The sequence below is a fragment of the Pseudomonas sp. 05L36 genome (assembly GCF_056398125.1).
In genome coordinates this window covers 1-22578 of record NZ_JBFTOU010000032.1, presented here as the reverse complement: position 1 = coordinate 22578, position 22578 = coordinate 1, and the positions used below count along the sequence as shown (strand labels likewise).

Annotated in this window: 21 protein-coding genes; 16 read left to right on the top strand and 5 right to left on the bottom strand. The window is 60.7% G+C overall.

Annotated elements, in window-relative coordinates; all coding sequences use genetic code 11:
• Positions 1 to 149 precede the first annotated feature (149 nt).
• The 7 genes from prfB (at position 150) to AC1DKH_RS26155 (ending at position 7047) form a co-directional block, all read left to right on the top strand.
• Positions 150 to 1245, top strand: a protein-coding gene (gene prfB / locus AC1DKH_RS26185; RefSeq protein ID WP_185754790.1) for a peptide chain release factor 2 whose coding sequence is annotated in 2 segments (ribosomal slippage) — positions 150 to 221 and positions 223 to 1245 — 1095 coding nt in all. Because the reading frame shifts where the segments join, the coding sequence is not laid out codon by codon here.
• 94 nt (positions 1246 to 1339) lie between these two features.
• Positions 1340 to 2842, top strand: coding sequence for a lysine--tRNA ligase (lysS, locus tag AC1DKH_RS26180; protein ID WP_477759821.1), 1503 nt, complete (start codon positions 1340 to 1342; stop codon positions 2840 to 2842).
• Positions 2843 to 2940: 98 nt separating this feature from the next.
• A complete protein-coding gene (locus AC1DKH_RS26175; RefSeq protein ID WP_046041074.1) occupies positions 2941 to 3657 on the top strand; it encodes a TetR/AcrR family transcriptional regulator in 717 nt (238 codons plus the stop codon).
• 121 nt (positions 3658 to 3778) lie between these two features.
• Entirely contained in the window at positions 3779 to 4333 is a 555-nt protein-coding gene (locus AC1DKH_RS26170) for a hypothetical protein (RefSeq protein ID WP_477787869.1), read from the top strand.
• 32 nt (positions 4334 to 4365) lie between these two features.
• Complete coding sequence (locus AC1DKH_RS26165; protein ID WP_477752357.1) at positions 4366 to 5643, top strand: flavohemoglobin expression-modulating QEGLA motif protein; 1278 nt, start codon at positions 4366 to 4368, stop codon at positions 5641 to 5643.
• A gap of 163 nt (positions 5644 to 5806) precedes the next feature.
• A complete protein-coding gene (locus AC1DKH_RS26160) occupies positions 5807 to 6721 on the top strand; it encodes an alpha/beta hydrolase (protein ID WP_477799748.1) in 915 nt (304 codons plus the stop codon).
• Positions 6718 to 7047, top strand: coding sequence for a hypothetical protein (locus AC1DKH_RS26155; RefSeq protein ID WP_477752359.1), 330 nt, complete (start codon positions 6718 to 6720; stop codon positions 7045 to 7047). Before AC1DKH_RS26160 ends, AC1DKH_RS26155 begins: the two co-directional genes overlap by 4 nt.
• A gap of 139 nt (positions 7048 to 7186) precedes the next feature.
• On the opposite strand, the gene lptF is transcribed toward AC1DKH_RS26155, so the two are convergent.
• The 3 genes from lptF to AC1DKH_RS26140 form a co-directional block, all read right to left on the bottom strand.
• A complete protein-coding gene (gene lptF / locus AC1DKH_RS26150; protein WP_477799747.1) occupies positions 7187 to 7984 on the bottom strand; it encodes a lipotoxin F family OmpA-related lipoprotein LptF in 798 nt (265 codons plus the stop codon).
• A gap of 45 nt (positions 7985 to 8029) precedes the next feature.
• Complete coding sequence (locus AC1DKH_RS26145) at positions 8030 to 8443, bottom strand: DUF4398 domain-containing protein (protein ID WP_223458323.1); 414 nt, start codon at positions 8441 to 8443, stop codon at positions 8030 to 8032.
• A 272-nt stretch (positions 8444 to 8715) separates the two neighbouring features.
• Positions 8716 to 9060 carry a pilin assembly protein gene (locus AC1DKH_RS26140; RefSeq protein WP_414873990.1) on the bottom strand — a complete coding sequence of 115 codons (345 nt, stop codon included), beginning with the start codon at positions 9058 to 9060 and terminating at the stop codon, positions 8716 to 8718.
• Between the two features lie 200 nt (positions 9061 to 9260).
• On the opposite strand from AC1DKH_RS26140, the gene ppc reads away from it, so the two are divergent.
• The 6 genes from ppc (at position 9261) to AC1DKH_RS26110 (ending at position 15833) form a co-directional block, all read left to right on the top strand.
• Positions 9261 to 11891 (top strand): phosphoenolpyruvate carboxylase, encoded by a 2631-nt coding sequence (ppc, locus tag AC1DKH_RS26135; protein ID WP_477799746.1) that lies wholly within the window; start codon positions 9261 to 9263, stop codon positions 11889 to 11891.
• Positions 11892 to 12179: 288 nt separating this feature from the next.
• The gene (adk, locus tag AC1DKH_RS26130) at positions 12180 to 12827 is read left to right on the top strand and encodes an adenylate kinase (protein ID WP_477799745.1); all 648 of its coding nucleotides are present in this window, start codon (positions 12180 to 12182) and stop codon (positions 12825 to 12827) included.
• 93 nt (positions 12828 to 12920) lie between these two features.
• Positions 12921 to 13595: a tRNA (adenosine(37)-N6)-threonylcarbamoyltransferase complex dimerization subunit type 1 TsaB gene (gene tsaB, locus AC1DKH_RS26125; protein WP_477752363.1), complete on the top strand. Its 675-nt coding sequence runs from the start codon at positions 12921 to 12923 to the stop codon at positions 13593 to 13595.
• A 217-nt stretch (positions 13596 to 13812) separates the two neighbouring features.
• Complete coding sequence (locus AC1DKH_RS26120) at positions 13813 to 14118, top strand: hypothetical protein (protein WP_477799744.1); 306 nt, start codon at positions 13813 to 13815, stop codon at positions 14116 to 14118.
• Positions 14118 to 14978: a DUF72 domain-containing protein gene (locus tag AC1DKH_RS26115; RefSeq protein ID WP_477799743.1), complete on the top strand. Its 861-nt coding sequence runs from the start codon at positions 14118 to 14120 to the stop codon at positions 14976 to 14978. The genes AC1DKH_RS26120 and AC1DKH_RS26115 overlap by 1 nt, the downstream gene beginning before the upstream one ends.
• 33 nt (positions 14979 to 15011) lie before the next feature.
• The gene (locus AC1DKH_RS26110; RefSeq protein ID WP_477799742.1) at positions 15012 to 15833 is read left to right on the top strand and encodes an isocitrate lyase/PEP mutase family protein; all 822 of its coding nucleotides are present in this window, start codon (positions 15012 to 15014) and stop codon (positions 15831 to 15833) included.
• A 22-nt stretch (positions 15834 to 15855) separates the two neighbouring features.
• On the opposite strand, the gene AC1DKH_RS26105 is transcribed toward AC1DKH_RS26110, so the two are convergent.
• Entirely contained in the window at positions 15856 to 16476 is a 621-nt protein-coding gene (locus tag AC1DKH_RS26105) for an energy transducer TonB (RefSeq protein WP_477752367.1), read from the bottom strand.
• Positions 16477 to 16569: 93 nt separating this feature from the next.
• Between AC1DKH_RS26105 and AC1DKH_RS26100 the strand changes: the two genes are divergently transcribed.
• Positions 16570 to 17352, top strand: coding sequence for a class I SAM-dependent methyltransferase (locus AC1DKH_RS26100; protein WP_477763904.1), 783 nt, complete (start codon positions 16570 to 16572; stop codon positions 17350 to 17352).
• A 116-nt stretch (positions 17353 to 17468) separates the two neighbouring features.
• On the opposite strand, the gene AC1DKH_RS26095 is transcribed toward AC1DKH_RS26100, so the two are convergent.
• A complete protein-coding gene (locus tag AC1DKH_RS26095) occupies positions 17469 to 18113 on the bottom strand; it encodes a TetR/AcrR family transcriptional regulator (protein WP_477799741.1) in 645 nt (214 codons plus the stop codon).
• Positions 18114 to 18206: 93 nt separating this feature from the next.
• On the opposite strand from AC1DKH_RS26095, the gene AC1DKH_RS26090 reads away from it, so the two are divergent.
• Both AC1DKH_RS26090 and AC1DKH_RS26085 read left to right on the top strand, forming a co-directional pair.
• Positions 18207 to 19307 (top strand): efflux RND transporter periplasmic adaptor subunit, encoded by a 1101-nt coding sequence (locus AC1DKH_RS26090; RefSeq protein ID WP_477799740.1) that lies wholly within the window; start codon positions 18207 to 18209, stop codon positions 19305 to 19307.
• A 6-nt stretch (positions 19308 to 19313) separates the two neighbouring features.
• Positions 19314 to 22379, top strand: a complete 3066-nt coding sequence (locus tag AC1DKH_RS26085; protein WP_477799739.1) for an efflux RND transporter permease subunit — start codon at positions 19314 to 19316, stop codon at positions 22377 to 22379.
• The last annotated feature ends 199 nt before the right edge of the window (positions 22380 to 22578 follow it).

Sequence of the window (22578 nt, the reverse complement as noted above, 5' to 3'; positions counted from 1 at the left end):
ATCTGGTTTTACGCGTCATCGTTAACGACCATCGCGAGCAGGGCTTGCTCCTACAGGGCGCGCCTTTTCGGCCAAGCGGACTGCCGTTACCGACCGTTTCCCGGTATACTCGCCGGCTTTCAAAAGTTCGCCAACGAGTGCTGCCCGTCATGGAAATCAACCCGATCCTGAACACCATCAAGGACCTGTCCGAGCGCTCCGAAACTATTCGGGGGTATCTTTGACTACGATCAAAAGCATGAGCGTCTGACCGAAGTCAATCGCGAGCTTGAAGATCCGAGTGTCTGGAACAAACCTGAATACGCCCAGGAACTGGGCCGCGAGCGCGCTGCGCTGGCGCAGATCGTCGATACCCTGGACGAGTTGAACACTGGTCTGGCCGATTGCCGCGACCTGCTGGACATGGCCGTTGAAGAGAACGACGAAGGCGCAGTGGGCGATGTCGTCGCCGAGCTGGCCCGTCTCGAGGAAAGCCTCGCCAAGCTGGAATTCCGGCGCATGTTCAGCCATGAAATGGACCCGAACAACGCCTATCTGGACATCCAGGCCGGTTCCGGCGGCACCGAAGCCCAGGACTGGGCCAACATTCTGCTGCGCATGTACCTGCGCTGGGCCGACAAACGCGGTTTCGACGCGACCATCATGGAACTGTCGGCCGGTGAAGTCGCCGGGATCAAGGGCGCGACCGTGCACATCAAGGGCGAATACGCGTTTGGCTGGTTGCGGACCGAGATCGGCGTGCACCGTCTGGTGCGCAAGAGCCCGTTCGACTCCGGCAACCGTCGCCACACCTCGTTCTCCGCGGTGTTCGTCTCGCCAGAGATCGATGACAAGGTGGAAATCGAAATCAACCCGGCAGACTTGCGGATCGACACCTATCGCTCCTCCGGTGCCGGTGGTCAGCACGTAAACACCACCGACTCGGCCGTACGTATCACCCACGTACCGACCAACACCGTGGTCAGCTGCCAGAACGAACGTTCCCAGCACGCCAACAAAGACACCGCCATGAAAATGCTGCGGGCCAGGTTGTACGAGCAGGAAATACAGAAGCGCAATGCGGCGTCCCAGGCGCTGGAAGACACCAAGTCCGATATCGGCTGGGGTCATCAGATCCGTTCGTATGTGCTCGATGCCTCGCGGATCAAGGATCTGCGCACCAACATCGAACGCAGCGACTGTGACAAGGTGCTCGATGGCGACATCGACGAATACCTGGAAGCGAGCCTGAAATCGGGGCTGTAATACGCTGACACACCGCGATCCCTGTAGGAGCCGGCTTGCCGGCGATCCCCGACCGCAGGCCGGGGACAACGAACCAGATGGAATATTTAAAGACATGAGCGACCTAGAACTCGACCCGCAAGCCCTGCAACAGGAAGAAAACTCCCTGATCGCCCTGCGCAAGGAAAAGCTTGCTGCCGAGCGCGCCAAGGGCAATGCCTTCCCGAACGACTTCCGCCGCGAAAACTACTGCGAGCAACTGCAGAAACAGTACGCGGACAAGACCAAGGAAGAGCTGGCAGAGGCTGCGATCCCGGTCAAGGTTGCCGGTCGCATCATGCTCAACCGTGGCTCGTTCATGGTGATCCAGGACATGACCGGGCGCATCCAGGTCTACGTCAACCGCAAGACCCTGTCCGAAGAAACCCTGGCCGCGGTGAAAACCTGGGACATGGGCGACATCATTGCAGCCGTTGGCACCCTGGCCCGTTCCGGCAAGGGCGACCTGTACGTTGAAATGACCAACGTGCGCCTGCTGACCAAATCCCTGCGCCCACTGCCGGACAAGCACCACGGCCTGACCGACACCGAACAGCGCTACCGCCAGCGCTACGTTGACCTGATCGTCAATGAAGACGTGCGCCAGACCTTCCGCGTGCGTTCGCAAGTCATCGCCCACATCCGCAGCTTCCTGATGAAGCGTGACTTCCTGGAAGTGGAAACGCCGATGCTGCAGACCATTCCTGGCGGCGCGGCAGCCAAGCCGTTCGAGACTCACCACAACGCGCTGGACATGGGCATGTTCCTGCGTATCGCGCCGGAGCTGTACCTCAAGCGCTTGGTTGTAGGCGGTTTCGAGAAAGTGTTCGAGATCAACCGCAACTTCCGTAACGAAGGCGTTTCGACTCGTCACAACCCAGAATTCACCATGTTGGAGTTCTACCAGGCCTACGCCGACTACGAAGACAACATGGACCTGACCGAAGAGCTGTTCCGCGAACTGGCTCAGCTGGTTCTGGGCAGCACCGACGTGCCGTACGGCGACAAGGTGTTCCACTTCGGCGAGCCGTTCGTGCGTCTGTCGGTGTTCGACTCGATCCTCAAGTACAACCCCGAGCTGACCGCTGACGACCTGAACGACATCGACAAGGCCCGCGCCATCGCCAAGAAGGCCGGGGCCAAGGTGCTGGGCTTCGAAGGTCTGGGCAAGCTGCAGGTGATGATTTTCGAAGAACTGGTCGAGCACAAGCTGGAGCAGCCGCACTTCATTACCCAGTACCCGTTCGAAGTGTCGCCGCTGGCCCGTCGCAACGACGACAACCCGAACGTCACCGACCGTTTCGAGCTGTTCATCGGTGGTCGTGAAATCGCCAACGCCTACTCCGAGTTGAACGACGCGGAAGACCAGGCCGAGCGCTTCATGGCCCAGGTGGCCGACAAGGACGCCGGCGACGACGAAGCCATGCACTACGACGCCGACTTCGTTCGTGCGCTGGAGTACGGCATGCCGCCAACGGCGGGTGAGGGCATCGGTATCGACCGTCTGGTGATGCTGCTGACCAACTCCCCGTCGATCCGCGACGTGATCCTGTTCCCGCACATGCGGCCGCAAGCGTAAGTGTTTCAATTAAAAAGCCGCCTTTGAGGCGGCTTTTTATTGCCTGTCTGGTACAAACGTATCAACTTGTTACTTTCATCTGAGAGGAAATACCTGTCGTGATTCGTGCAATGGCTCAAGAAGGTGCAGCGGGTATCGCCACTGCGGTCGCTGAAAGCGTTCAGTACCAGGGCCGCAAGGCCAGCCGACAGGGCAGCGAACAGCGACGACAGGAAATCCTGGATGCCGCCATGCGCATTGTCGTGCGTGACGGCGTACGGGCCGTACGGCACCGTGCGGTGGCCGCCGAGGCGCAAGTGCCGTTGTCGGCGACCACTTACTATTTCAAGGATATCGATGACCTGCTCACCGATACCTTCGCCCAATACGTGGAACGCAGTGCGGCGTACATGGGCAAGCTTTGGGTGAACAACGAGGGCCTGCTGCGCGAGATGATCGACAGTGGCGATGGCAGCCCGCAGGCGCGCTCGAAACTGGCGGATGACATTGCACGGCTGATGACCGATTACGTTCACCGGCAACTGGTCAATCGCCGTGAACATTTGATGGCCGAACAGGCGTTCCGTCAGGAGGCATTGCTCAACCCGCGCCTGGCCGAACTGGTGCGCTCGCATCAGCAAATCCTGTTGCAGGGCTCTTGCCAGCTGTTCCAGGTGCTGGGCTCGCGCGAGCCGCATCAGGATGCCAAGGTGTTGACGGCGATTATCGGCCGGATGGAATATCAGGGCCTGCTCAACGTAGACGAGCCTGCCGCCGAAGAGGAAATGCTCGGCATCCTGACACGCTACATGCACCTGGTGCTGGCGTCGGTGTGACGCGATCCCCTGTAGGAGCTGCCGCAGGCTGCGATCTTTTGAAAAACAGAAAAACAAGATCAAAAGATCGCAGCCTGCGGCAGCTCCTACAGGTCAGCGGTGTGTTCATAGGGAGTATTGAATGAAAGCCTGGCGTGTCGTTGTGATCGCCTTGTCGTTCCTGCTGCTCAATGGCTGTCTGGTGACCTTCAGGGAGCCGCTGCCCACAAGCGAACCCGCGCCCAAAGGATTGCTCGGCAAATGGACCAGCACCAATGCCTGGGGCGAGCCGCTCAACCTCGAACTGACCCGCATCGGCGACAACCGCTATCAGGCCGTCAGCTACTACCGGGCCAGGCCCAAGGAACGTGAAGCCTATCCGTTTACCCTGTCGCGCCATGGCAATCGCTGGTATCTGTCGGCGAGGGTGCCGGCGCAATTCGGCGGGCATTTCACCATTGGGGGGGTTGAGCTGACCGACAAGCATGAGTTGGTGGTGTACAACCTCGACCTCGACCAGATCAACCAGGCCATGAAGCAAAAAGCCCTGAGCGGTGAAAGCTTCCAGACTAACGACGGCTACGGCGTATTGATCGACAGCAACATGGATCAAGTCGCGGCCTACCTCGACGACCCGGCCAACTCCGATGTGTTCGTCGAAGCGGTGCGCTACCAGCGTCAGGCCAAAGCCAAATAACCGGCACCAACGGGTTTCTACAGGAGTTTCGCGTGGACGATTACCAACAGTCGATACGCATTTTGTCCGATCGCATCGTGTTGGCGCAGACACCGATCCGCGTCCTCGATGCGGTCAAATGGGACGACAACATTCGCAAGGGTTTCCTCAAGGCCAAGGGCAAGGAAATGCCGGCGGTAGACCGCGACTACTACCTCAACCGGCCGCTGGCGTTCGATTCCAGCAAAGTGAAGCTGGAGTTCCAGAACATCGAGCGCGACATTACCCGCCAGCTCGGTCAGTTCAACCCGGTCGGCCAGATCATGCGGCGCATGTGCAAGGAATACCGCATGGTGGTGCGTATGCTCGAAGCGCGTGGCACCGAGGATTTCGGCCTGATTTCCCAGGAGTTGTACGGCGCCGCGTCCGACGCATTCCACGCCGGCGACCCGACGCTGTCTGACCTGGGCATGATGTTGTCCGAATACCTGAACAACATCGACGGCCGTGGCGACCTCAAGGACGAACCGAAGACGTTGACCGCCAAGGACGCCGTCAGCCTGCTGCAACACCGCTTGAACAAGGTGTTCGGCGAGGCCGAGGAAACCATTCGGGTGTTCGAGTCCGACGGCATCGTCGCCGATGCGGCGGCGGGCGCCGACTACATCAAGATCCGCGCCGACGCGATGTTCAACGAGCGCGACGTGCGGGCGCTGGAAGTTCATGAAGGGCTGGTGCATGTCGGCACCACCCTCAACGGCCTGAACCAGCCGATCTGCACCTTCCTCGCCAAGGGCCCGCCCTCGTCGACGGTGACCCAGGAAGGCCTGGCGATCCTGATGGAAATCATAACCTTCGCCTCGTACCCGAGCCGCCTGCGCAAACTGACCAACCGCACCCGCGCCATTCACATGGTGGAGGAGGGCGCGGACTTCCTGCAGGTGTTCGAGTTTTTCCGCGAGCAAGGTTTCGAGATGCCCGAGAGCTACAGCAACGCCAGTCGCGTTTTCCGTGGCTCGGTGCCGACAGGTCTGCCATTTACCAAAGACTTGTCCTACCTCAAGGGCTTCATCATGATTTACAACTACATTCAACTGGCCGTGCGCAAAGGCAAGCTGGAGCAGATACCGCTGTTGTTCTGCGGCAAGACCACCCTGGAAGACATGCGCACCTTGCGCCAGTTGGTGGACGAAGGCCTGGTAGTGCCGCCCAAGTACCTGCCGGAACAGTTCCGCGACATGAACGCGCTGTCGGCGTGGATGTGCTTCTCCAACTTCCTCAACCACCTGAGCCTGGACCGGATCGAGGCGGATTACTCCAATATTTTGTGAGCAACTGGCCCCCCCTGTGGGAGCGAGCTTGCTCGCGATGGCGGCATGACATCCAACATGGATGTTGGCTGAACCACCGCTATCGCGAGCAAGCTCGCTCCCACAGGTTAATCGTTTGCCACAGGATCCAGTTCCAGCCCCATTTCTTGCGAGGTTTCAACGGATGAGAATCCTCGGCATCCTCTGCCTTCTCCTGACCTTGAACGGTTGCAGCTCACTGCTGTTCTACCCCGAACCCGGCCAGTTGTTCACCCCGGAAAAGGCCGGGCTCGAATACCGCACCGTCACCCTGATCACCGCCGATGGCCTCAAGCTGAATGCATGGTGGCTGCCGGCGAAGCAGGGGGTCGAGGTCAAAGGCACGGTGCTGCACTTGCACGGCAACGGCGGAAACCTGCCCATGCACCTCGGCGGGAGCTTTTGGTTGCCGAAAAATGGTTACCAGGTGTTGCTTGTGGACTATCGCGGTTACGGCTTGTCCGAAGGCGAAGCCAGCCTGCCGGCGATCTATCAGGACATCGATGCGGCCTTCAAATGGCTCGACCAGGCGCCGGAGGTCAAAGGCAAGCCGCTGATCCTGCTCGGCCAGAGCCTCGGTGGCTCGATGGCCGTGCATTATCTGGTTCAGCACCCGGAACGCCAGAAGCAGCTCAAGGCCATCGTCCTCGATGGCGCCCCCGCCAGTTACCGCAGTGTCGGCCGGTATGCGTTGAGCAATTCATGGGTGTTCTGGACGTTCCAGGTGCCACTGTCCTGGCTGGTACCGGACGGTGACAGCGCGATCAACTCCATGGCGCAACTCAAGGATGTGCCGAAACTGCTCTACCACAGCATCGACGACCCGATCGTGCCTCTTTCCAACGGCATCCGGTTGTATCAAGCTGCGCCGCCGCCGCGGGTACTGCAACTGACCCGTGGCGGTCATGTGCAGACGTTCGCCAACCCGGTCTGGCGTAAAGTCATGCTGCGTTATCTCGATGATCCGCAGCATTTCAACGGCCTGCGCCGCCTGGGTGAAATCCCCAATTACCCGGCACCCCCGAATTCTGAAGATGAACCACCAGAGAGTCCGCAATGAGTGAAGAACGTAACGCCATCCCGCTGATCATCACCGGTATCTGCAGCATCCTCGGCACCGTCGGTGCCCTGTGGTGGTACGGCTACCTGCACTTCGCCAAGCCCGAGGATGCGTTGCTGCTCAACGAATTCACCATGCTCAAGACCATTCCGGGCGAAGACTACAAAGTCTCTCTGGAACCGGCCGCCCAGGTGGCGCAGTGCATCGATGGCGTGCTGGTGCTGTTCGATATGGATCAGAAAGGCCTGACTGGCGTGCTGGTCGACAGCAAGAAAAAAGCCGTGCGCTGCATGGGGCAGGAGACGCCGCAGAAGCTGGAGCAGTAAACCGATTCTCACAGGCAATACAGAACCAATGTGGGAGCCAGCCTGCTGGCGATAGCGATTGTGCATTCAACATTGATGTTGACTGACACACCGCTATCGCCAGCAGACTGGCTCCCACAGGTTTTTGTGTGATGTCGACTTATTGCGTGTTGGCACTGATGGCCGAACGCGGCATCACCGGCTGATTGTCATTGGAAATGGTCACCTCCACCCGACGGTTCATCGCCCGGCCCGAGGTGCTGCTGTTATCCGCCACCGGATACTCTTTGCCGTAACCCTGGGCGACGATACGCGCCGGATCAACGCCCATCTTCACCAGTGCCACACGCACGGAGCCCGCGCGACGCTCCGACAGCGACTGGTTGTGCGACGCCGTACCGGTGCTGTCGGTATAGCCCTCGACAATCACTTTGCGCTCGGGGTTTTCCTGGAGGTATTGCGCCAGTTTGTTGATGTTCGCCAGGCCGTTGGCTTTCAGCTCGGCCTTGTCGGTGGCGAACAGCACATCCCCGAAGGTCACCAGCGTCCCGCGATCGGTCTGCCTGGCGTTTAGGCTGTCCTTCAACTGTTTGATCTGCTGGTCGCGGGCGTCGAGGCGGGCCTGAGCCCGTTGCGCCGAGGTATCTTTCAGACTGGCCTCGGCGGTGCGCAGGACGATGGTCTGCTTGGCCACTTCGACGCGCTGGTTGGTCAAATAGGCAAGTTGGTCAACCGTGGCCGCGTCCTCCTTGTCCCTGTAGGCCTTATCGGCCTTGTCCAGATAGTCGCTGGCTTCCTTGGTTTCCAGGGCCGCAATCTTGGCTGCTTGCGGATCTGTTTGCAGGCCGGTGTAGTTGGTGCGGGCCTGTTCAAGGTTGGCGTTGGGTGGTGTGGAGCAGGCCGCCAGGACTACGCTGACAGCCAGCAGGGCAGGGATCATCAATTGATCAGGTTTCATGATTTCGTCCTTTTAGTGGAGTGGGAATGCGGGGTGCCGCGCCGCTTACTGAACGGTGCGCTGGCTTTCCTGACGCAATTCCTGGACGCCTTTCTGAGCGTCCTTCACTGATTGTTCGGCCTTCATCGCCTGGGCCTTGCGCTCGGCCACGCGAGCGTCCCACTCGGCCTGTTCGGCGAGCATCCGGGCCTGGTCGTATTTCTTGTCGTGCATGGCGATTTCGGCTTGCTTGAGCTTGTCCTGGGCCGACTTCATTTCCACGGCGGCGAACTCGGTGCCGCCGGCGCTCACGGCGTCGTTGACGGCCGATTGGGTGACCGCGTACTGCTCGGTCGGCGGGTTACCGGCGCAGCCGGCCAGGACGAGGCAACTGCCCAGGGCCAACGCCGCCAGTTTGAGGCTTTGCGAACAGGTAAATGAGGGGGTTCCGGTTCGGGTTTTCATGGTCTTCAACTCCATTGGGCCAGCTCCTGAAAAACGTCGAAATCCACCCTGGGCAAGGCGCTGAAACTATCAATTGAGGGGCGTTTTGAAACACTCGTCCCAGGCGTGGTTACTTGGGTTGACCCGAGGTTTTTTTTGAAAGTTCAGAGAAATTGACCCGGCACGGAAAAACCTGTGATCAGATGCGCAGGGCTCTAATTCAAGGTTTTTTGTGACGCAAAGCGATATTCCCGGACCTTGATGGCCCGGGAGCAGGTATTTTTTGCAGCTTGGAAAAGTGCAGTCGATCAGTGCTTCTGTTTGTCGTCAGGCACCGACAAATCGTGCAAATGCCGACGTGACAGCGCCAGAAAGCGCGGGGTCGGTCCGATGTCTTCGTACAGTGGATCGCCTTCTTCATCGGTGGCGACCACGGTCGAACCTTTGACGTACGGGAAGCTTCTTTCCAGCTCTTCCAGCGCGGCGCCGATCAGGTCGCCGAGCAGTTCTTCGGGATGCCGCTTGGGGTACATCTCGACGAGCGCGGCCAGCCGTGCGGCAGACTCCACGTCCAGATGAATCGAGTAGCCGGTGTCGGTCAGGCGACCTTTGGCGTTTTCTTCCCAGTGGTGGGCAAGCTCGCGGATTTTCATATTGACCTCATTGCGCTCCCGCTCGTGGCAGGCAGGGTGAGTGTCCGGCATTGGCCGGCGACAGCCATTGTGCGGCTTATCTTCAGACTAGCTTCAACAGACAAGGTTTACAGTCCCTTCGTCGTCTTGCTTGTAAGAACCCGTCTGGGGCGGCACTCTTTAGGTTCTTAGCCGCCCGGATTTTTGCTGGAGACCTGCTGATGACCGATATTGATGCACGCTTGCGCGAGGACGTTCACCTGCTGGGTGAGCTGTTGGGCAACACCATTCGTGAGCAATATGGCGAGGGTTTTCTCGACAAGATCGAGCAGATCCGCAAGGGCGCCAAGGCTGACCGGCGCGGCTCCATGGACGCCGAACTCAGTGCCAGCCTCAACCAATTGACCGAAGACGAATTGCTGCCGGTGGCGCGGGCGTTCAACCAGTTTCTCAACCTGGCCAATATCGCCGAGCAATATCAGTTGATTCACCGCCGCGAGGAATCCCAAGAGGCGCCGTTCGAAGCCCGGGTGCTGCCGGAGTTGCTCGCGCGTCTGCGCGCCGAGGGGCATGGCGCCGACGCGCTGGCCCGGCAACTGGGCCGACTGGAGATCGAGCTGGTACTCACGGCGCATCCCACCGAAGTAGCACGCCGCACGCTGATCCAGAAGTACGACGCCATCGCTGCGCAATTGGCGGCGCAGGATCACCGTGACCTGACCAGTGCCGAGCGCGAGCAGATCAAGATCACCTTGCAACGCCTGATCGCCGAAGCCTGGCACACCGAAGAAATTCGCCGCACGCGTCCGACGCCGGTGGACGAAGCCAAGTGGGGTTTCGCGGTGATCGAGCATTCGCTGTGGCAGGCCATTCCCAATTATCTGCGCAAGGCCGATCAGGCCCTGCACACCGCCACCGGCCTGCGCTTGCCACTGGAGGCGGCACCGATTCGTTTCGCCTCGTGGATGGGCGGCGACCGCGACGGCAACCCCAACGTGACCGCTGCGGTCACCCGTGAAGTTTTACTCTTGGCGCGTTGGATGGCGGCCGATTTGTACCTGCGGGATGTCGATCGCCTCGCCGCTGAACTGTCGATGCAGCAGGCCAGCGATGAATTGAAGGCCAAGGCGGGTGACAGCGCCGAACCTTACCGGGCCGTGCTCAAACAGCTGCGCGAACGCCTGCGGGCGACGCGCAACTGGGCACACGCCGCCTTGTCGACGCCAACGCCGGCACCGGCCGATGTGCTGCAAGACAATCGCGAACTGCTCGATCCGCTGGAGCTTTGCTACCACTCTTTGCACGAGTGCGGCATGGGCGTGATCGCCGACGGGCCGTTGCTCGATTGCCTGCGCCGGGCAGTGACGTTCGGTCTGTTCCTGGTTCGTCTGGATGTGCGCCAGGACTCGTCGCGGCACACCGCTGCAATGACCGAAATCACCGACTACCTTGGTCTGGGAAGCTACGAGGACTGGAGCGAGGAAGAGCGCATCGCCTTTCTGATGCGCGAATTGAGCAATCGTCGTCCCTTGTTGCCGGCGTACTTCAAACCTTCCGCCGACACCGCCGAGGTCTTGGCGACCTGCCGGGAAGTCGCCGCTGCGCCAGAGGCATCCCTCGGTTCCTATGTGATTTCCATGGCCGGTGCGGCTTCCGATGTACTCGCCGTGCAGTTGTTGCTCAAAGAGTCCGGTGTGTTGCGGCCGATGCGCGTGGTGCCGCTGTTTGAAACCCTCGCCGACCTCGACAATGCCGGCCCGGTGATCGAAAAGCTGCTGCTGTTGCCGGGCTATCGCGCGCGCCTGCAAGGGCCGCAGGAAGTGATGATCGGCTACTCCGACTCGGCCAAGGACGCCGGCACCACGGCGGCGGCCTGGGCGCAGTACCGGGCACAGGAGCGTTTGGTGGACATCTGTCGTGCGCAGCAAGTGGAACTGCTGTTGTTCCACGGTCGCGGCGGCACCGTGGGGCGAGGCGGCGGCCCGGCCCATGCGGCGATCCTGTCGCAGCCACCGGGTTCGGTGGCGGGTCGTTTCCGCACCACCGAACAGGGCGAAATGATTCGATTCAAATTCGGCCTGCCGGACATCGCCGAACAGAACCTCAACCTGTACCTGGCCGCCGTGCTGGAGGCGACCTTGCTGCCGCCGCCGCCACCTACGCCCGAGTGGCGCCATTTGATGGACGAACTGGCGGCAGACGGTGTCAGCGCTTACCGCGCCGTGGTGCGGGAAAATCCGCAGTTCGTGGAGTATTTCCGCCAGTCCACGCCGGAACAGGAGCTCGGCCGTTTGCCACTGGGCAGTCGTCCGGCCAAGCGTCGAGCCGGGGGGATCGAAAGCCTGCGGGCGATTCCGTGGATTTTCGGCTGGACCCAAACGCGCCTGATGCTGCCGGCCTGGCTGGGTTGGGAAGCCGCCCTGAGCAAAGCCCTGGAGCGCGGCGAAGGCGAACTGCTGGGGCAGATGCGTGAGCAGTGGCCGTTCTTCCGCACCCGCATCGACATGCTGGAAATGGTCCTGGCCAAGGCCGATGCCGACATTGCCCAGTCCTACGATGAGCGTCTGGTGGAGCCGAATCTGTTGCCATTGGGTGCGCACTTACGCGACCTATTGTCGCAGGCGTGCACCATCGTTCTCGGCCTGACCGGGCAGTCGCAGCTGCTGGCACATAGCCCGGCGACCCTTGAGTTCATCCGCTTGCGCAACACTTACCTCGACCCGCTTCATCTATTGCAGGCCGAGTTGCTGGCCCGTTCAAGAGTGCAGGACGTGGCGCAGGGCAGCCCGGTAGAACAGGCCTTGCTGGTGTCTGTGGCGGGGATTGCCGCCGGTTTGCGTAACACCGGCTAAGATTTTTGCCGTGGGGTCAAGCATCCGGCAGGTGAGCCGGATGCCTCCGTATGACGGGTTGAAAAGTGCTGTCAGGCGACAGTTAATGATGGGGTTGCGACTTGGCAAACTGCGCGCAATGGTCGCAAGAGGCAGCGGTTTCTCCGACTTTTGGCGTCTTGTGTGGGCGCACCCTGCTGTGTATCTTGATCAGCCTTTGGCCGTTTGGGCGGTCACGACCCTATTTTTGAGATTGGCCCCACGAGGCGAATCTGACGTTATCCATATAAAAAATTGAGGAGCACATCGATGCGCGTCATTCTGCTGGGAGCTCCCGGGGCCGGTAAAGGTACTCAGGCTAAGTTCATCACCGAAAAATTCGGCATTCCACAAATCTCCACCGGCGACATGCTGCGTGCAGCGGTCAAGGCCGGCACTCCACTGGGCGTTCAAGCCAAGAGCATCATGGATGCCGGTGGCCTGGTGTCCGATGACCTGATCATCGCACTGGTCAAGGACCGCATCGCCCAGTCCGACTGCGCCAACGGTTTCCTGTTCGACGGCTTCCCGCGCACCATTCCCCAGGCTGAAGCCCTGGTGACGGCCGGCGTCGAGCTGGACGCCGTGGTTGAAATCGCCGTCGAAGACGAAGAAATCGTTCAGCGTATCGCCGGTCGCCGCGTTCACGAGGCCAGCGGCCGCGTGTACCACATCGTCTACAACCCGCCGAAAGTGGCCGGTAAAGACGACGTTACCGGTGAAGATCTGGTGCAGCGCAAGGACGACACCGAAGAAACCGTGCGTCATCGCCTGTCGGTCTACCACTCCCAGACCAAGCCGCTGGTGGATTTCTACCAGAAGCTGGCGGCTGCCAATGGCAAGCCGCAGTACAGCCATATCGAAGGCGTCGGTTCTGTTGAAGCAATCACCGCCAAGGTACTTGCGGCCCTGAGCTGAAAAGTCTGATCCGCAGCATCATCCACGGCCCGCTTGCGGGCCGTAGTTGTTTATACTGACGCACTTTTTCTGACCTCTCTTGTGGATACATCGATGAGCACCTTGCTGGCCCTGGACACCGCGACTGAAGCTTGCTCCGTTGCCTTGCTGCATGACGGCAAGGTCACGAGCCATTACGAGGTGATCCCGCGCCTGCACGCGCAGAAGCTGTTGCCGATGATCAAGCAGTTGCTGGCCGATGCTGGCACCACCCTGCAAGCGGTCGATGCCATCGCGTTCGGCCGTGGCCCTGGCGCCTTCACGGGCGTACGCATCGCTATCGGCGTGGTGCAAGGCCTGGCGTTTGCCCTGGATCGCCCGGTGTTGCCGGTGTCGAACCTGGCCGTGCTGGCGCAACGTGCGTTGCGCGAACACGGCGCCACTCAGGTCGCCGCCGCCATCGATGCGCGCATGGATGAAGTGTATTGGGGTTGCTACCGCGAAACGGCCGGGGAAATGCGCCTGGTGGGTGCGGAAGCGGTACTGCCGCCGGAGTCCGCTGGATTGCCGGCCGATGCCAGCGGCGAGTGGTTCGGTGCAGGCACCGGATGGGGCTATGGCGAGCGTATCGCCGTCAGCCTGAGCGGGCAGGACGCGGGCATGTTGCCCCACGCCGAAGACCTGCTGACCCTGGCGCGATTTGCCTGGGAGCGCGGCGAGGCGATCGTGGCTGATGAGGCGCAGCCGGTATATCTGCGCGATAAAGTGGCGACGCCCAAGGCGCGTTAAGCCTTAACAGATCGCAGCCTGCGGCAGCTCCTGCAGACGCTCGCATTTCCCTGTAGGAGCTGCCGCAGGCTGCGATCTTTTCCAGGCACCACCAATCGTCATTTTTAGCCTCGGCTTTTAAACCTTTTGCCTTTTATGTGTTCTAGTTATCACTCGGCGGTTTGCGATGTGGGAAATGCGCCACTAAACTGCCATCACTGATTCCGAGTATGCACGCATGCGTATAGACGGCGCCTCCTCTCAGTCCTACCCCATCAAGCGCAAACCTCGCCAAGGCCGCGTGGTGGAAGACGACGCCATTGATATCGAAGGCGAGCTGGAATTCCCGACTGAAGAGCAACTGGCTGCCCGCGCTGCCAAAGCCTCTGCGCAAAAACTGAGCAATCTCCCCGCCCGTCAGCAAGATCTGATTTACCACCGTGCCATGAGCAAAAGCGTGGCGACAGCCCTGGCCAGCTACCTGAGCACCGCCGGTTTCGTCGATTGGGAAGCGGATGTGCTGGGTCTCGACCTGTACATCTGATGTTGTTGCCGTATTACCTCGGATGCCCGTCCTGGAGCGAGAACGCCTGGCGCGACTACCTGTATCCGCCGGACGCCAAACCTGCCAATTTTCTTGATCTCTATTCCCAGGTTTTCAATGCCGTGGAAGGCAACACGACCTTCTATGCGAGCCCGGCTGCCAGCACCGTGCAGCGTTGGGCCGAGACCATGCCCGAACACTTTCGCTTTACCGCCAAGTTTCCCGGCGAGATCAGCCACGGCGGTGACCTGCGCGAGCAGTTGACCGCCGCCGAAACCTTCGTGCAATTGCTCAGCCCTCTCGGTGAGCGGGTGTCGCCACTGTGGTTGCAGCTGTCGAAAAGCTTCACGCCCCAACGTTTGCCTGAGCTGGCCGGATTTATCGATGCCCTGCAGCGGCCGCTGGCCGTGGAAGTGCGGCATGACGAGTTTTTCGCCAAGGGTGACAGCGAGCGAATGCTCAATCGTCTGCTGCTGGATCGCGGAGTCGAACGCATCTGTCTCGATCCCCGTGCGCTCTTCAGTTGCACTTCGACCGAGCCCTCGGTGCTCCACGCCCAGTCGAAGAAACCCCGTGTGCCGCCGCGTCCGGCGGCATTCACGCAATTCCCGCAGGTGCGTTTTATCGGCCATCCGACGCTTGAGGCCAACGATACGTTCCTGGAACCCTGGGTCGAAAAAATCGCGGTGTGGATCGAAGAAGGCCGCACGCCGTACATTTTCCTGCACACCGCCGACAACGTACTGGCCGCGAAGCTGGCGCAGCGCTTTCACTCGCGGCTGATGCTGCGTTTGCCTGGCTTGCCGGCGCTGCCTGAGCTATACAGAGAACCCGCCATCGAGCAACTTGGCCTGCTCTGAGGCGGATTCTTTCCCCCTTAAGGAGCCTGCCCAATGGATGCGCAAACCCTTCGAGCCCAGGCATTCAAAGCCCTTCATGAGCGCCCCGGCGCATTTGTGATTCCCAATCCGTGGGACGCCGGTTCGGCGAAAATGCTCGCCAGCCTCGGTTTCAAGGCGCTGGCGACCACCAGCGCCGGTTATGCCTTTTCCCAGGGCCGTGCCGATGGCGGATTGACCCTCGACGACACCCTGATGAACGTTCAGGCGATTGTCGCCGCCACCGACCTGCCGGTGGCAGTCGACCTGGAAAACGGCTTTGCCGACAACCCGGCTGATTGCGCCAAAAGCATTTTGCGCGCGGCGGAGGTCGGAGCCGTCGGTGGTTCGATTGAAGATGCCACCGGCCGCGAAGAAGGCCCGATCTACTGTTTCGAACATGCTGTGGCGCGAATCGAGGCCTCTGTCGCCGCCGCTCGCAGTTTGCCGTTCCACTTTACGTTGACTGCCCGGGCGGAAAACTTCCTGCACGGCAATCCCGATTTGGCCGACACCATCCGCCGCTTGCAGGCATTCGCCGAGGCCGGTGCCGATGTGCTCTACGCGCCGGGTCTGCGCAGCGCCGAGGATGTATTGGCGGTGGTGCGCGCCGTGGCGCCGAAACCGGTGAATGTGTTGATGTCGGGCGGCTTGAAGCTGACGGTCGAGCAGCTGAGTGAAATGGGCGTCAAACGCATCAGCGTCGGTTCGGCGCTGGCATTGGCGGCCTATGGTGAGTTCTTTCGCGCCGCCGAAGAGATTCAGACGTCAGGCACGTTCGGCTTCACGTCCCGGTCGATGCCGTACCAGAAGGCCAATCAATTTTTCAAAGGCTGAGGGAAGAGGGCGCGGCTGAGGATCAGGCGGCGATACGCAGGTTCTGCAGGATGATCGGGCGCGCCCAGCCATTATCGAAATCGAGTTGTTTCTGCTGTTCTACCCGTTCTTCTGGCGAGAACGGCGGGAATGGCTTGTCGAGCAGGTCGAGTTCGAATTCGGCGATGGGCAGGTGCAGCGGACGCGGTTGCGGGGCAGGGCCTGCTTCGTATACCGGTTGACCGGCTTTCAGCACGATCGGGCGAACCCAGCCGCTTTCGAAGTCTTGCTGTTTTTGCTGGGCGACGATTTCATCCGTCGGGAACGGTGGGCGTGGTTTGTCTGCCAGGTCCATTTCGAATTCGGCAATCGGCAGGAACAGTGGCTCGGGCGGGCGGATTACATTGTCTTTCACCTCGCATTCGCGCTGGGACACGATGTGCTCCAGCAGCTCGCTGCCGACGGTCGGTTCGACAGGGCTTTCGAGATCGACCGGTGGAAAGTTCAGCGATTGCGGCAGCACTTCACCCGACTGTTCAGCCAGCGCCCGGGCAAAGAAATCCTGCCAGATGTGGCTGACGCCGCTCAGTGCCTGGGTGTTTCGCAGGTTGTAATCGCCGTAGGGCGAGATAAAACCTGTGATTGTGGGTTGAATGTCTGACATTTCTCTCGGTCGACGCTCAGCTCTGGCAAAATGCTCGATAGTTTTGTTATCGGCCGTTTTTGCCGATCATTAATTTTTTGAGCGTGTTTTCCGATGATTGATCAACCTGCGGCCTGCCGCATCCATGTCCAGGCCCTCGACGCGGCTTTCGAGCCACAAGCCGAGCAATGGGCCGAGCGCCTGGGCCTGCCGATGCAAGTGGCGGACGGCGAATTTGCCTTGCAGGTGGGCGACCAGGGTTTGCAGTTGCAACAGCTGGGGCCGGATGCGCCGGGGCCGGTGCGGGTGGACTTCGTCGAAGGCGGTGCGGCCCATCGTCGGTTGTACGGCGGCGGCAGCGGGCAGATGATCGCCAAGGCTGTTGGCATCGCTCAAGGCGTGCGTCCGCGGGTGCTGGATGCCACGGCGGGGCTGGGCAAGGACGCGTTCGTGCTGGCCAGCCTCGGTTGCGAGATGAGCCTGATCGAGCGTCAACCGCTGATTGGTGCCTTGCTGGAAGACGGTCTGGCCCGTGGCGCGGAAGATTTCGACGTGGCGCCGATCGTGGCGCGCATGCGCTTGCTCAAGGGCAACTCGATCGAAGTGATGCGCAACTGGGAAGGCGAGCCGCCGCAGGTGATCTATCTCGACCCGATGTTCCCGCATCGTGAGAAAACTGCGCTGGTGAAGAAGGAAATGCGCCTGTTCCGGCCGCTGGTGGGTGATGACCCGGATGCGCCGGCATTGCTCGAAGCCGCCTTGGCCCTGGCCAGCCACCGGGTGGTGGTCAAGCGCCCGCGCAAGGCGCCGTGCATCGACGGGCCGAAGCCAAGCCACGCGCTGGATGGCAAGTCCAGCCGGTATGACATCTATCCGAAGAAGGCGCTCAAGCCGTAGACCGAGTTGCTCCCATCGCGAGCAGGCTCGCTCCTACAGGGATCTATGGTATTGCATAGAGCCAGTGTAGGAGCGAGCCTGCTCGCGATAGCTTTAGCCCGGACACTGCAAATCCATCAGGCATGCTCAGGCCGATAAGCCCGCATAAACAACCCCACCACTTCCCGCACATGGCTCTCCGCCGCCTCGCCAACCAGAGGCTCGCCGCAGCCATACAGCAAACGGAAATTCCCCGCGCCCTTGAGCAGGCAGAAGAAGTGTTCGGCCGCATTGTGCGGTTTGTCGATGGTCAGCACGCCACTTTCATCGATCTTGCTCAGCAGGCGTTCCATGCCATGCAGCATGCGCTCCGGCCCGGCTTCGAAGAATATCTGCGACAGCTTTGGGTCCTGGCTGCCCAGGGTCATCATCAAGCGGTGCAGGTTCACTGATTCATCACTGTTGATCAGTTGATGAAAACCGCGCGCGATGTTCAGCAGCACGGTTTCCACCGCCACACCTTCCGGTAATTCGAAGAACAGTGGTGGCAACTGCTCCTCACACTTGGCCATCACGGCGGCGGAGAACAGCGTCTCCTTGTCGTTGAAGTGGCTATAGACCGTCAGCTTCGACACACCGGCCTCGGCTGCGACGGCATCCATGCTGGTATTGGCATAACCCTTACTCAGAAACAGCGCTTTGGCCGCATCGAGAATTGCCTGGCGCTTGACCAAATCCTTGGGTCTGCCTGGGCCACTGGGTGCTGAAAGATTGTTTGGCATATTCGTTTTTATTACTGGACTGGTGAGTTTGCTATTAATAACATACTGCTCAGTATAATTATTCAAAGCACCATTAGCGAAAGGTCCTTCACCATGTTCCGCTATGCCTTGTCCCTCGCGTTGCCAGTCACCCTGGCTTTTTTATTGTCTGCGTGTGGTCACGAAGAGGCGCCGCAGGTCAGTGTGCGCCCGGCCATGGTGGTCCAGCCAGAGCCTTCGGCGCAGGCCATGGAAAGCTATCCCGGTGAAGTTCGCGCGCGGTATGAGCCGGACTTGGCGTTCCGTATCGGCGGTAAAGTCAGCCGACGACTGGTCGAGGAGGGGCAGCGGGTCAAGGCCGATCAACCCTTGGCGGAGCTCGACCCTCAGGACGTGCGCCTGCAACTGGAGGCCACCCGGGCCCAGGTCGCCGCCGCTGAAGCCAATCTGAACCTGGTGCGTTCCGAGCGTGATCGCTACAAGACCCTGATGGAACGCCAACTGGTCAGCCGCTCGCAGTACGACAACGCCGAAAACCTCTACCGCTCCGGTGAAGCGCGCCTCAAGCAAATCAAAGCCGAATTCAACGTTTCCAATAACCAGGCCAGTTATGCCGTGTTGCGTGCACCGCAGGACGGTGTCGTGGCCAAGCGTCTGGTGGAAGTCGGGCAAGTCGTGGCCGCCGGGCAAACGGTGTTCACACTGGCCACCGATGGCGAACGCGAAGTGTTGATCAGCCTGCCGGAGCAGAACTTCGGCCGCTTCAAGGTCGGTGAACCGGTCTCGGTAGAGCTCTGGACCCAGCCCGACCAGCGTTTCGAAGGGCGTATCCGTGAGCTGTCCCCAGCGGCCGATCCAAAGTCCCGCACGTTCGCGGCGCGCATCGCCTTCGCATCCGGCAAGGTTCCGGTGGAACTGGGGCAGAGCGCCCGGGTGTTCGTGCAGGCCGCCGACGTGGTGCCACTGTCCGTTCCGCTGTCTGCGCTGACGGCGGAAAACGGCGTGACTTATGTCTGGGTCGTCAGCGCCAACAACACCTTGAAAAAGACTCCAGTGCGGGTCGGTGCTTTCGGCGAGAAAACCGTACCGGTGCTTGAAGGGCTCAACGCCAGCGACTGGGTGGTGGCCGCCGGTGTCCATGTGCTTCTCGAAGGGCAGCAGGTGCGCCCGGTGGATCGCTCCAATCGCGTGGTCAATCTGGCGGACAAGGAGTAAGCCCCGATGCGCTTCAACGTTTCCGAATGGGCACTGCGTAATCGCCAGATCGTCCTGTTCCTGATGCTGTTGCTGGCCATTGTCGGCGCACTTTCCTACACCAAGCTCGGCCAGAGCGAGGACCCGCCGTTCACCTTCAAGGCCATGGTGATTCGCACCAACTGGCCGGGAGCGACCGCCGAGGAAGTCTCGCGCCAGGTCACCGAACGCATCGAAAAGAAGCTGATGGAAACCGGTGAGTACGAGCGAATCGTGTCGTTCTCCCGTCCCGGCGAATCACAAGTCACCTTCATTGCCCGCGACTCCATGCACTCGGTGGAGATCCCGGACCTCTGGTATCAGGTGCGCAAGAAGATCAGCGACATCCGTCATACCCTGCCGCCGGGGATTCAGGGGCCGTTCTTCAACGATGAATTCGGCACCACTTTCGGCAATATCTACGCCCTGACCGGCGCGGGGTTCGACTACGCCGTGCTCAAGGATTATGCCGACCGCATCCAGATCCAGCTGCAGCGGGTCAAGGATGTGGGCAAGGTCGAACTGCTGGGGTTGCAGGACGAGAAAGTCTGGATCGAACTCTCCAACGTCAAGCTCGCCACCCTCGGCTTGCCGCTGGCGGCCGTCCAGCAGGCCCTTGAAGAACAGAACGCGATGTCCACGGCGGGTTTCTTCGAAACCAGCAGCGAGCGCTTGCAGCTACGGGTGACGGGGAATTTTCAGACGGTCGACGAGATCAAGAACTTCCCGATCCGCGTCGGTGATCGCACCTTCCGCATCTCCGACGTGGCCGACGTGCGCCGTGGTTTCAATGATCCACCGGCACCGCGCATGCGCTTCATGGCGCAAGACGCCATTGGCCTGGCGGTGGCGATGAAGGATGGCGGTGACATTCTGGTGCTGGGCAAGGCGCTGGAAGTCGAGTTCGCCCGCATCCAGAAAAACCTCCCGGCCGGTATGGAGTTGCGCAAAGTCTCCGACCAACCGGCCGCGGTGAAAACCGGTGTCGGCGAGTTCGTGCAAGTACTGGTCGAGGCGCTGGCCATTGTGTTGCTGGTGAGCTTCTTCTCCCTGGGTGTGCGCACCGGCATGGTGGTGGCCCTGGCGATTCCGCTGGTGCTGGCGATGACGTTCGCGTGCATGTATTACCTGGGCATCGGCTTGCACAAGATCTCCCTTGGCGCGCTGGTGCTGGCCCTGGGTTTGCTGGTGGACGACGCGATCATCGCCGTGGAAATGATGGCGATCAAAATGGAGCAGGGTTTCGACCGGGTCAAAGCAGCGAGTTATGCCTGGACCAGTACCGCGTTCCCGATGCTCACCGGTACGCTGATCACTGCGGCCGGTTTCCTGCCGATCGCCACGGCGCAATCGGGCACGGGCGAATACACCCGTTCGATCTTCGAGGTGGTCACCATCGCGCTGTTGGCGTCGTGGGTGGCCGCCGTGGTTTTCGTACCGTATCTGGGGGAAAAACTCCTGCCGGACCTGGCGAAGATTCACGCCGCCAAACACGGTACCGGTCAGCCCGATCCGTATGGCACACCGTTTTATCAGCGCGTCCGGCGTCTGGTGGAGTGGTGCGTACGCTGGCGCAAAACCGTGATCCTGGCGACCATACTGTTGTTCATCGCCTCCATCGTGCTGTTCAAGTTTGTGCCGCAGCAGTTCTTCCCGGCATCGGGTCGCCTGGAGTTGATGGTCGACCTGAAACTGGCCGAAGGCGCTTCGCTGAGCAATACCGCCGACGAGGTCAAACGCCTCGAGGCGCTGCTCAAGGACAAGGCGGGGATCGACAATTACGTGGCCTACGTCGGTACCGGTTCGCCGCGTTTTTACCTGCCGCTGGATCAGCAACTGCCGGCGGCGAGCTTCGCCCAGTTTGTCGTCCTGGCAAAAAACATCGAGGAACGCGAGGCCCTGCGCATCTGGTTGATCGCCACGCTCAATGAACAATTCCCGGCCTTGCGCTCGCGGGTCACGCGTCTGGAAAACGGTCCGCCGGTTGGTTACCCGGTGCAGTTCCGCGTGACCGGGGAGCACATCGAGGAGGTGCGGGCGCTGGCGCGCAAAGTCGCGGCCAAGGTGCGCGAGAACCCGCATGTGGTCAACGTCCACCTGGACTGGGAAGAACCGAGCAAGGTGGTGTACCTGAACATCGATCAGGACCGCGCGCGGGCGCTGGGCGTGAGCACGGCGAACCTGTCGAGGTTCCTGCAAAGCTCCCTGACCGGTTCCAGCGTCAGCCAGTACCGCGAAGACAACGAGTTGATCGAGATCCTGCTGCGCGGCACCTTGCATGAGCGCACCGAACTGTCGTTGCTGCCGAGCCTGGCGGTACCGACCGATAACGGTCGCAGCGTCGCGCTGTCGCAGATCGCGACCCTGGAGTACGGCTTCGAAGAGGGCATCATCTGGCACCGCAATCGCCTGCCCAACGTGACGGTTCGCGCCGACATCTATGACAAGGAGCAACCGGCGACGCTGGTGCAGCAGATCATGCCGACCCTCGATCCGATCCGTGCCGAACTGCCCGATGGGTACTTGCTGGATGTCGGCGGCACGGTGGAAGACTCGGCGCGCGGCCAGAACTCGGTGAAGGCCGGCGTGCCGTTATTCATCGTGGTGGTGTTGACCTTGCTGATGCTGCAACTGCGCAGTTTCTCGCGTACGGCGATGGTATTTCTGACGGCGCCGTTGGGGTTGATCGGGGTGACGCTGTTTCTGTTGGTGTTCCGCCAGCCGTTCGGTTTCGTGGCCATGCTGGGGACCATCGCGTTGTCGGGGATGATCATGCGTAACTCGGTGATTCTGGTGGATCAGATCGAGCAGGATATCGCTGCCGGGTTGGGGCCTTGGCAGGCGATTATCGAGGCTACGGTGCGGCGGTTCCGGCCGATTGTGTTGACGGCGCTGGCGGCGGTGCTGGCGATGATTCCGTTGTCGCGCAGTGTGTTTTTCGGGCCGATGGCGGTGGCGATCATGGGGGGGTTGATCGTTGCCACTGCGTTGACGCTTTTGTTTTTGCCCGCTCTTTATGCTGCTTGGTTCAGGGTCAAGAAAGAACCTGTCTGACTTGGCGGCCTTCGGGCCGACCAGGTTCGTGCGCCCAGCATGGGCGCAATCTTGTGGGTGCAAGTCCCACCGTAAGTTGACCACAGCAAACGAAGTGAAGCGCAACTGCATGAGGGTGACCGAGTGTGGGGAGGAAGCGTGGAGCGAAGCCGCGAGCTGATGTACAAAAATCGAAGCCGCGAGCTGATGTACAAAAATC

Excerpts from the sequence above, each read along its gene's own strand:
- AC1DKH_RS26105 (WP_477752367.1), bottom strand. The coding sequence starts at position 16,476 with ATGTCAGACATTCAACCCACAATCACAGGTTTTATCTCGCCCTACGGC.
- AC1DKH_RS26170 (WP_477787869.1), top strand. The coding sequence starts at position 3,779 with ATGAAAGCCTGGCGTGTCGTTGTGATCGCCTTGTCGTTCCTGCTGCTC.
- lysS (WP_477759821.1), top strand. The coding sequence starts at position 1,340 with ATGAGCGACCTAGAACTCGACCCGCAAGCCCTGCAACAGGAAGAAAAC.
- AC1DKH_RS26110 (WP_477799742.1), top strand. The coding sequence starts at position 15,012 with ATGGATGCGCAAACCCTTCGAGCCCAGGCATTCAAAGCCCTTCATGAG.
- AC1DKH_RS26095 (WP_477799741.1), bottom strand. The coding sequence starts at position 18,113 with ATGCCAAACAATCTTTCAGCACCCAGTGGCCCAGGCAGACCCAAGGAT.
- AC1DKH_RS26115 (WP_477799743.1), top strand. The coding sequence starts at position 14,118 with ATGTTGTTGCCGTATTACCTCGGATGCCCGTCCTGGAGCGAGAACGCC.
- AC1DKH_RS26160 (WP_477799748.1), top strand. The coding sequence starts at position 5,807 with ATGAGAATCCTCGGCATCCTCTGCCTTCTCCTGACCTTGAACGGTTGC.
- AC1DKH_RS26120 (WP_477799744.1), top strand. The coding sequence starts at position 13,813 with ATGCGTATAGACGGCGCCTCCTCTCAGTCCTACCCCATCAAGCGCAAA.
- AC1DKH_RS26090 (WP_477799740.1), top strand. The coding sequence starts at position 18,207 with ATGTTCCGCTATGCCTTGTCCCTCGCGTTGCCAGTCACCCTGGCTTTT.
- tsaB (WP_477752363.1), top strand. The coding sequence starts at position 12,921 with ATGAGCACCTTGCTGGCCCTGGACACCGCGACTGAAGCTTGCTCCGTT.
- AC1DKH_RS26145 (WP_223458323.1), bottom strand. The coding sequence starts at position 8,443 with ATGGAGTTGAAGACCATGAAAACCCGAACCGGAACCCCCTCATTTACC.
- adk (WP_477799745.1), top strand. The coding sequence starts at position 12,180 with ATGCGCGTCATTCTGCTGGGAGCTCCCGGGGCCGGTAAAGGTACTCAG.
- ppc (WP_477799746.1), top strand. The coding sequence starts at position 9,261 with ATGACCGATATTGATGCACGCTTGCGCGAGGACGTTCACCTGCTGGGT.
- AC1DKH_RS26155 (WP_477752359.1), top strand. The coding sequence starts at position 6,718 with ATGAGTGAAGAACGTAACGCCATCCCGCTGATCATCACCGGTATCTGC.
- lptF (WP_477799747.1), bottom strand. The coding sequence starts at position 7,984 with ATGAAACCTGATCAATTGATGATCCCTGCCCTGCTGGCTGTCAGCGTA.
- AC1DKH_RS26100 (WP_477763904.1), top strand. The coding sequence starts at position 16,570 with ATGATTGATCAACCTGCGGCCTGCCGCATCCATGTCCAGGCCCTCGAC.
- AC1DKH_RS26085 (WP_477799739.1), top strand. The coding sequence starts at position 19,314 with ATGCGCTTCAACGTTTCCGAATGGGCACTGCGTAATCGCCAGATCGTC.
- AC1DKH_RS26140 (WP_414873990.1), bottom strand. The coding sequence starts at position 9,060 with ATGAAAATCCGCGAGCTTGCCCACCACTGGGAAGAAAACGCCAAAGGT.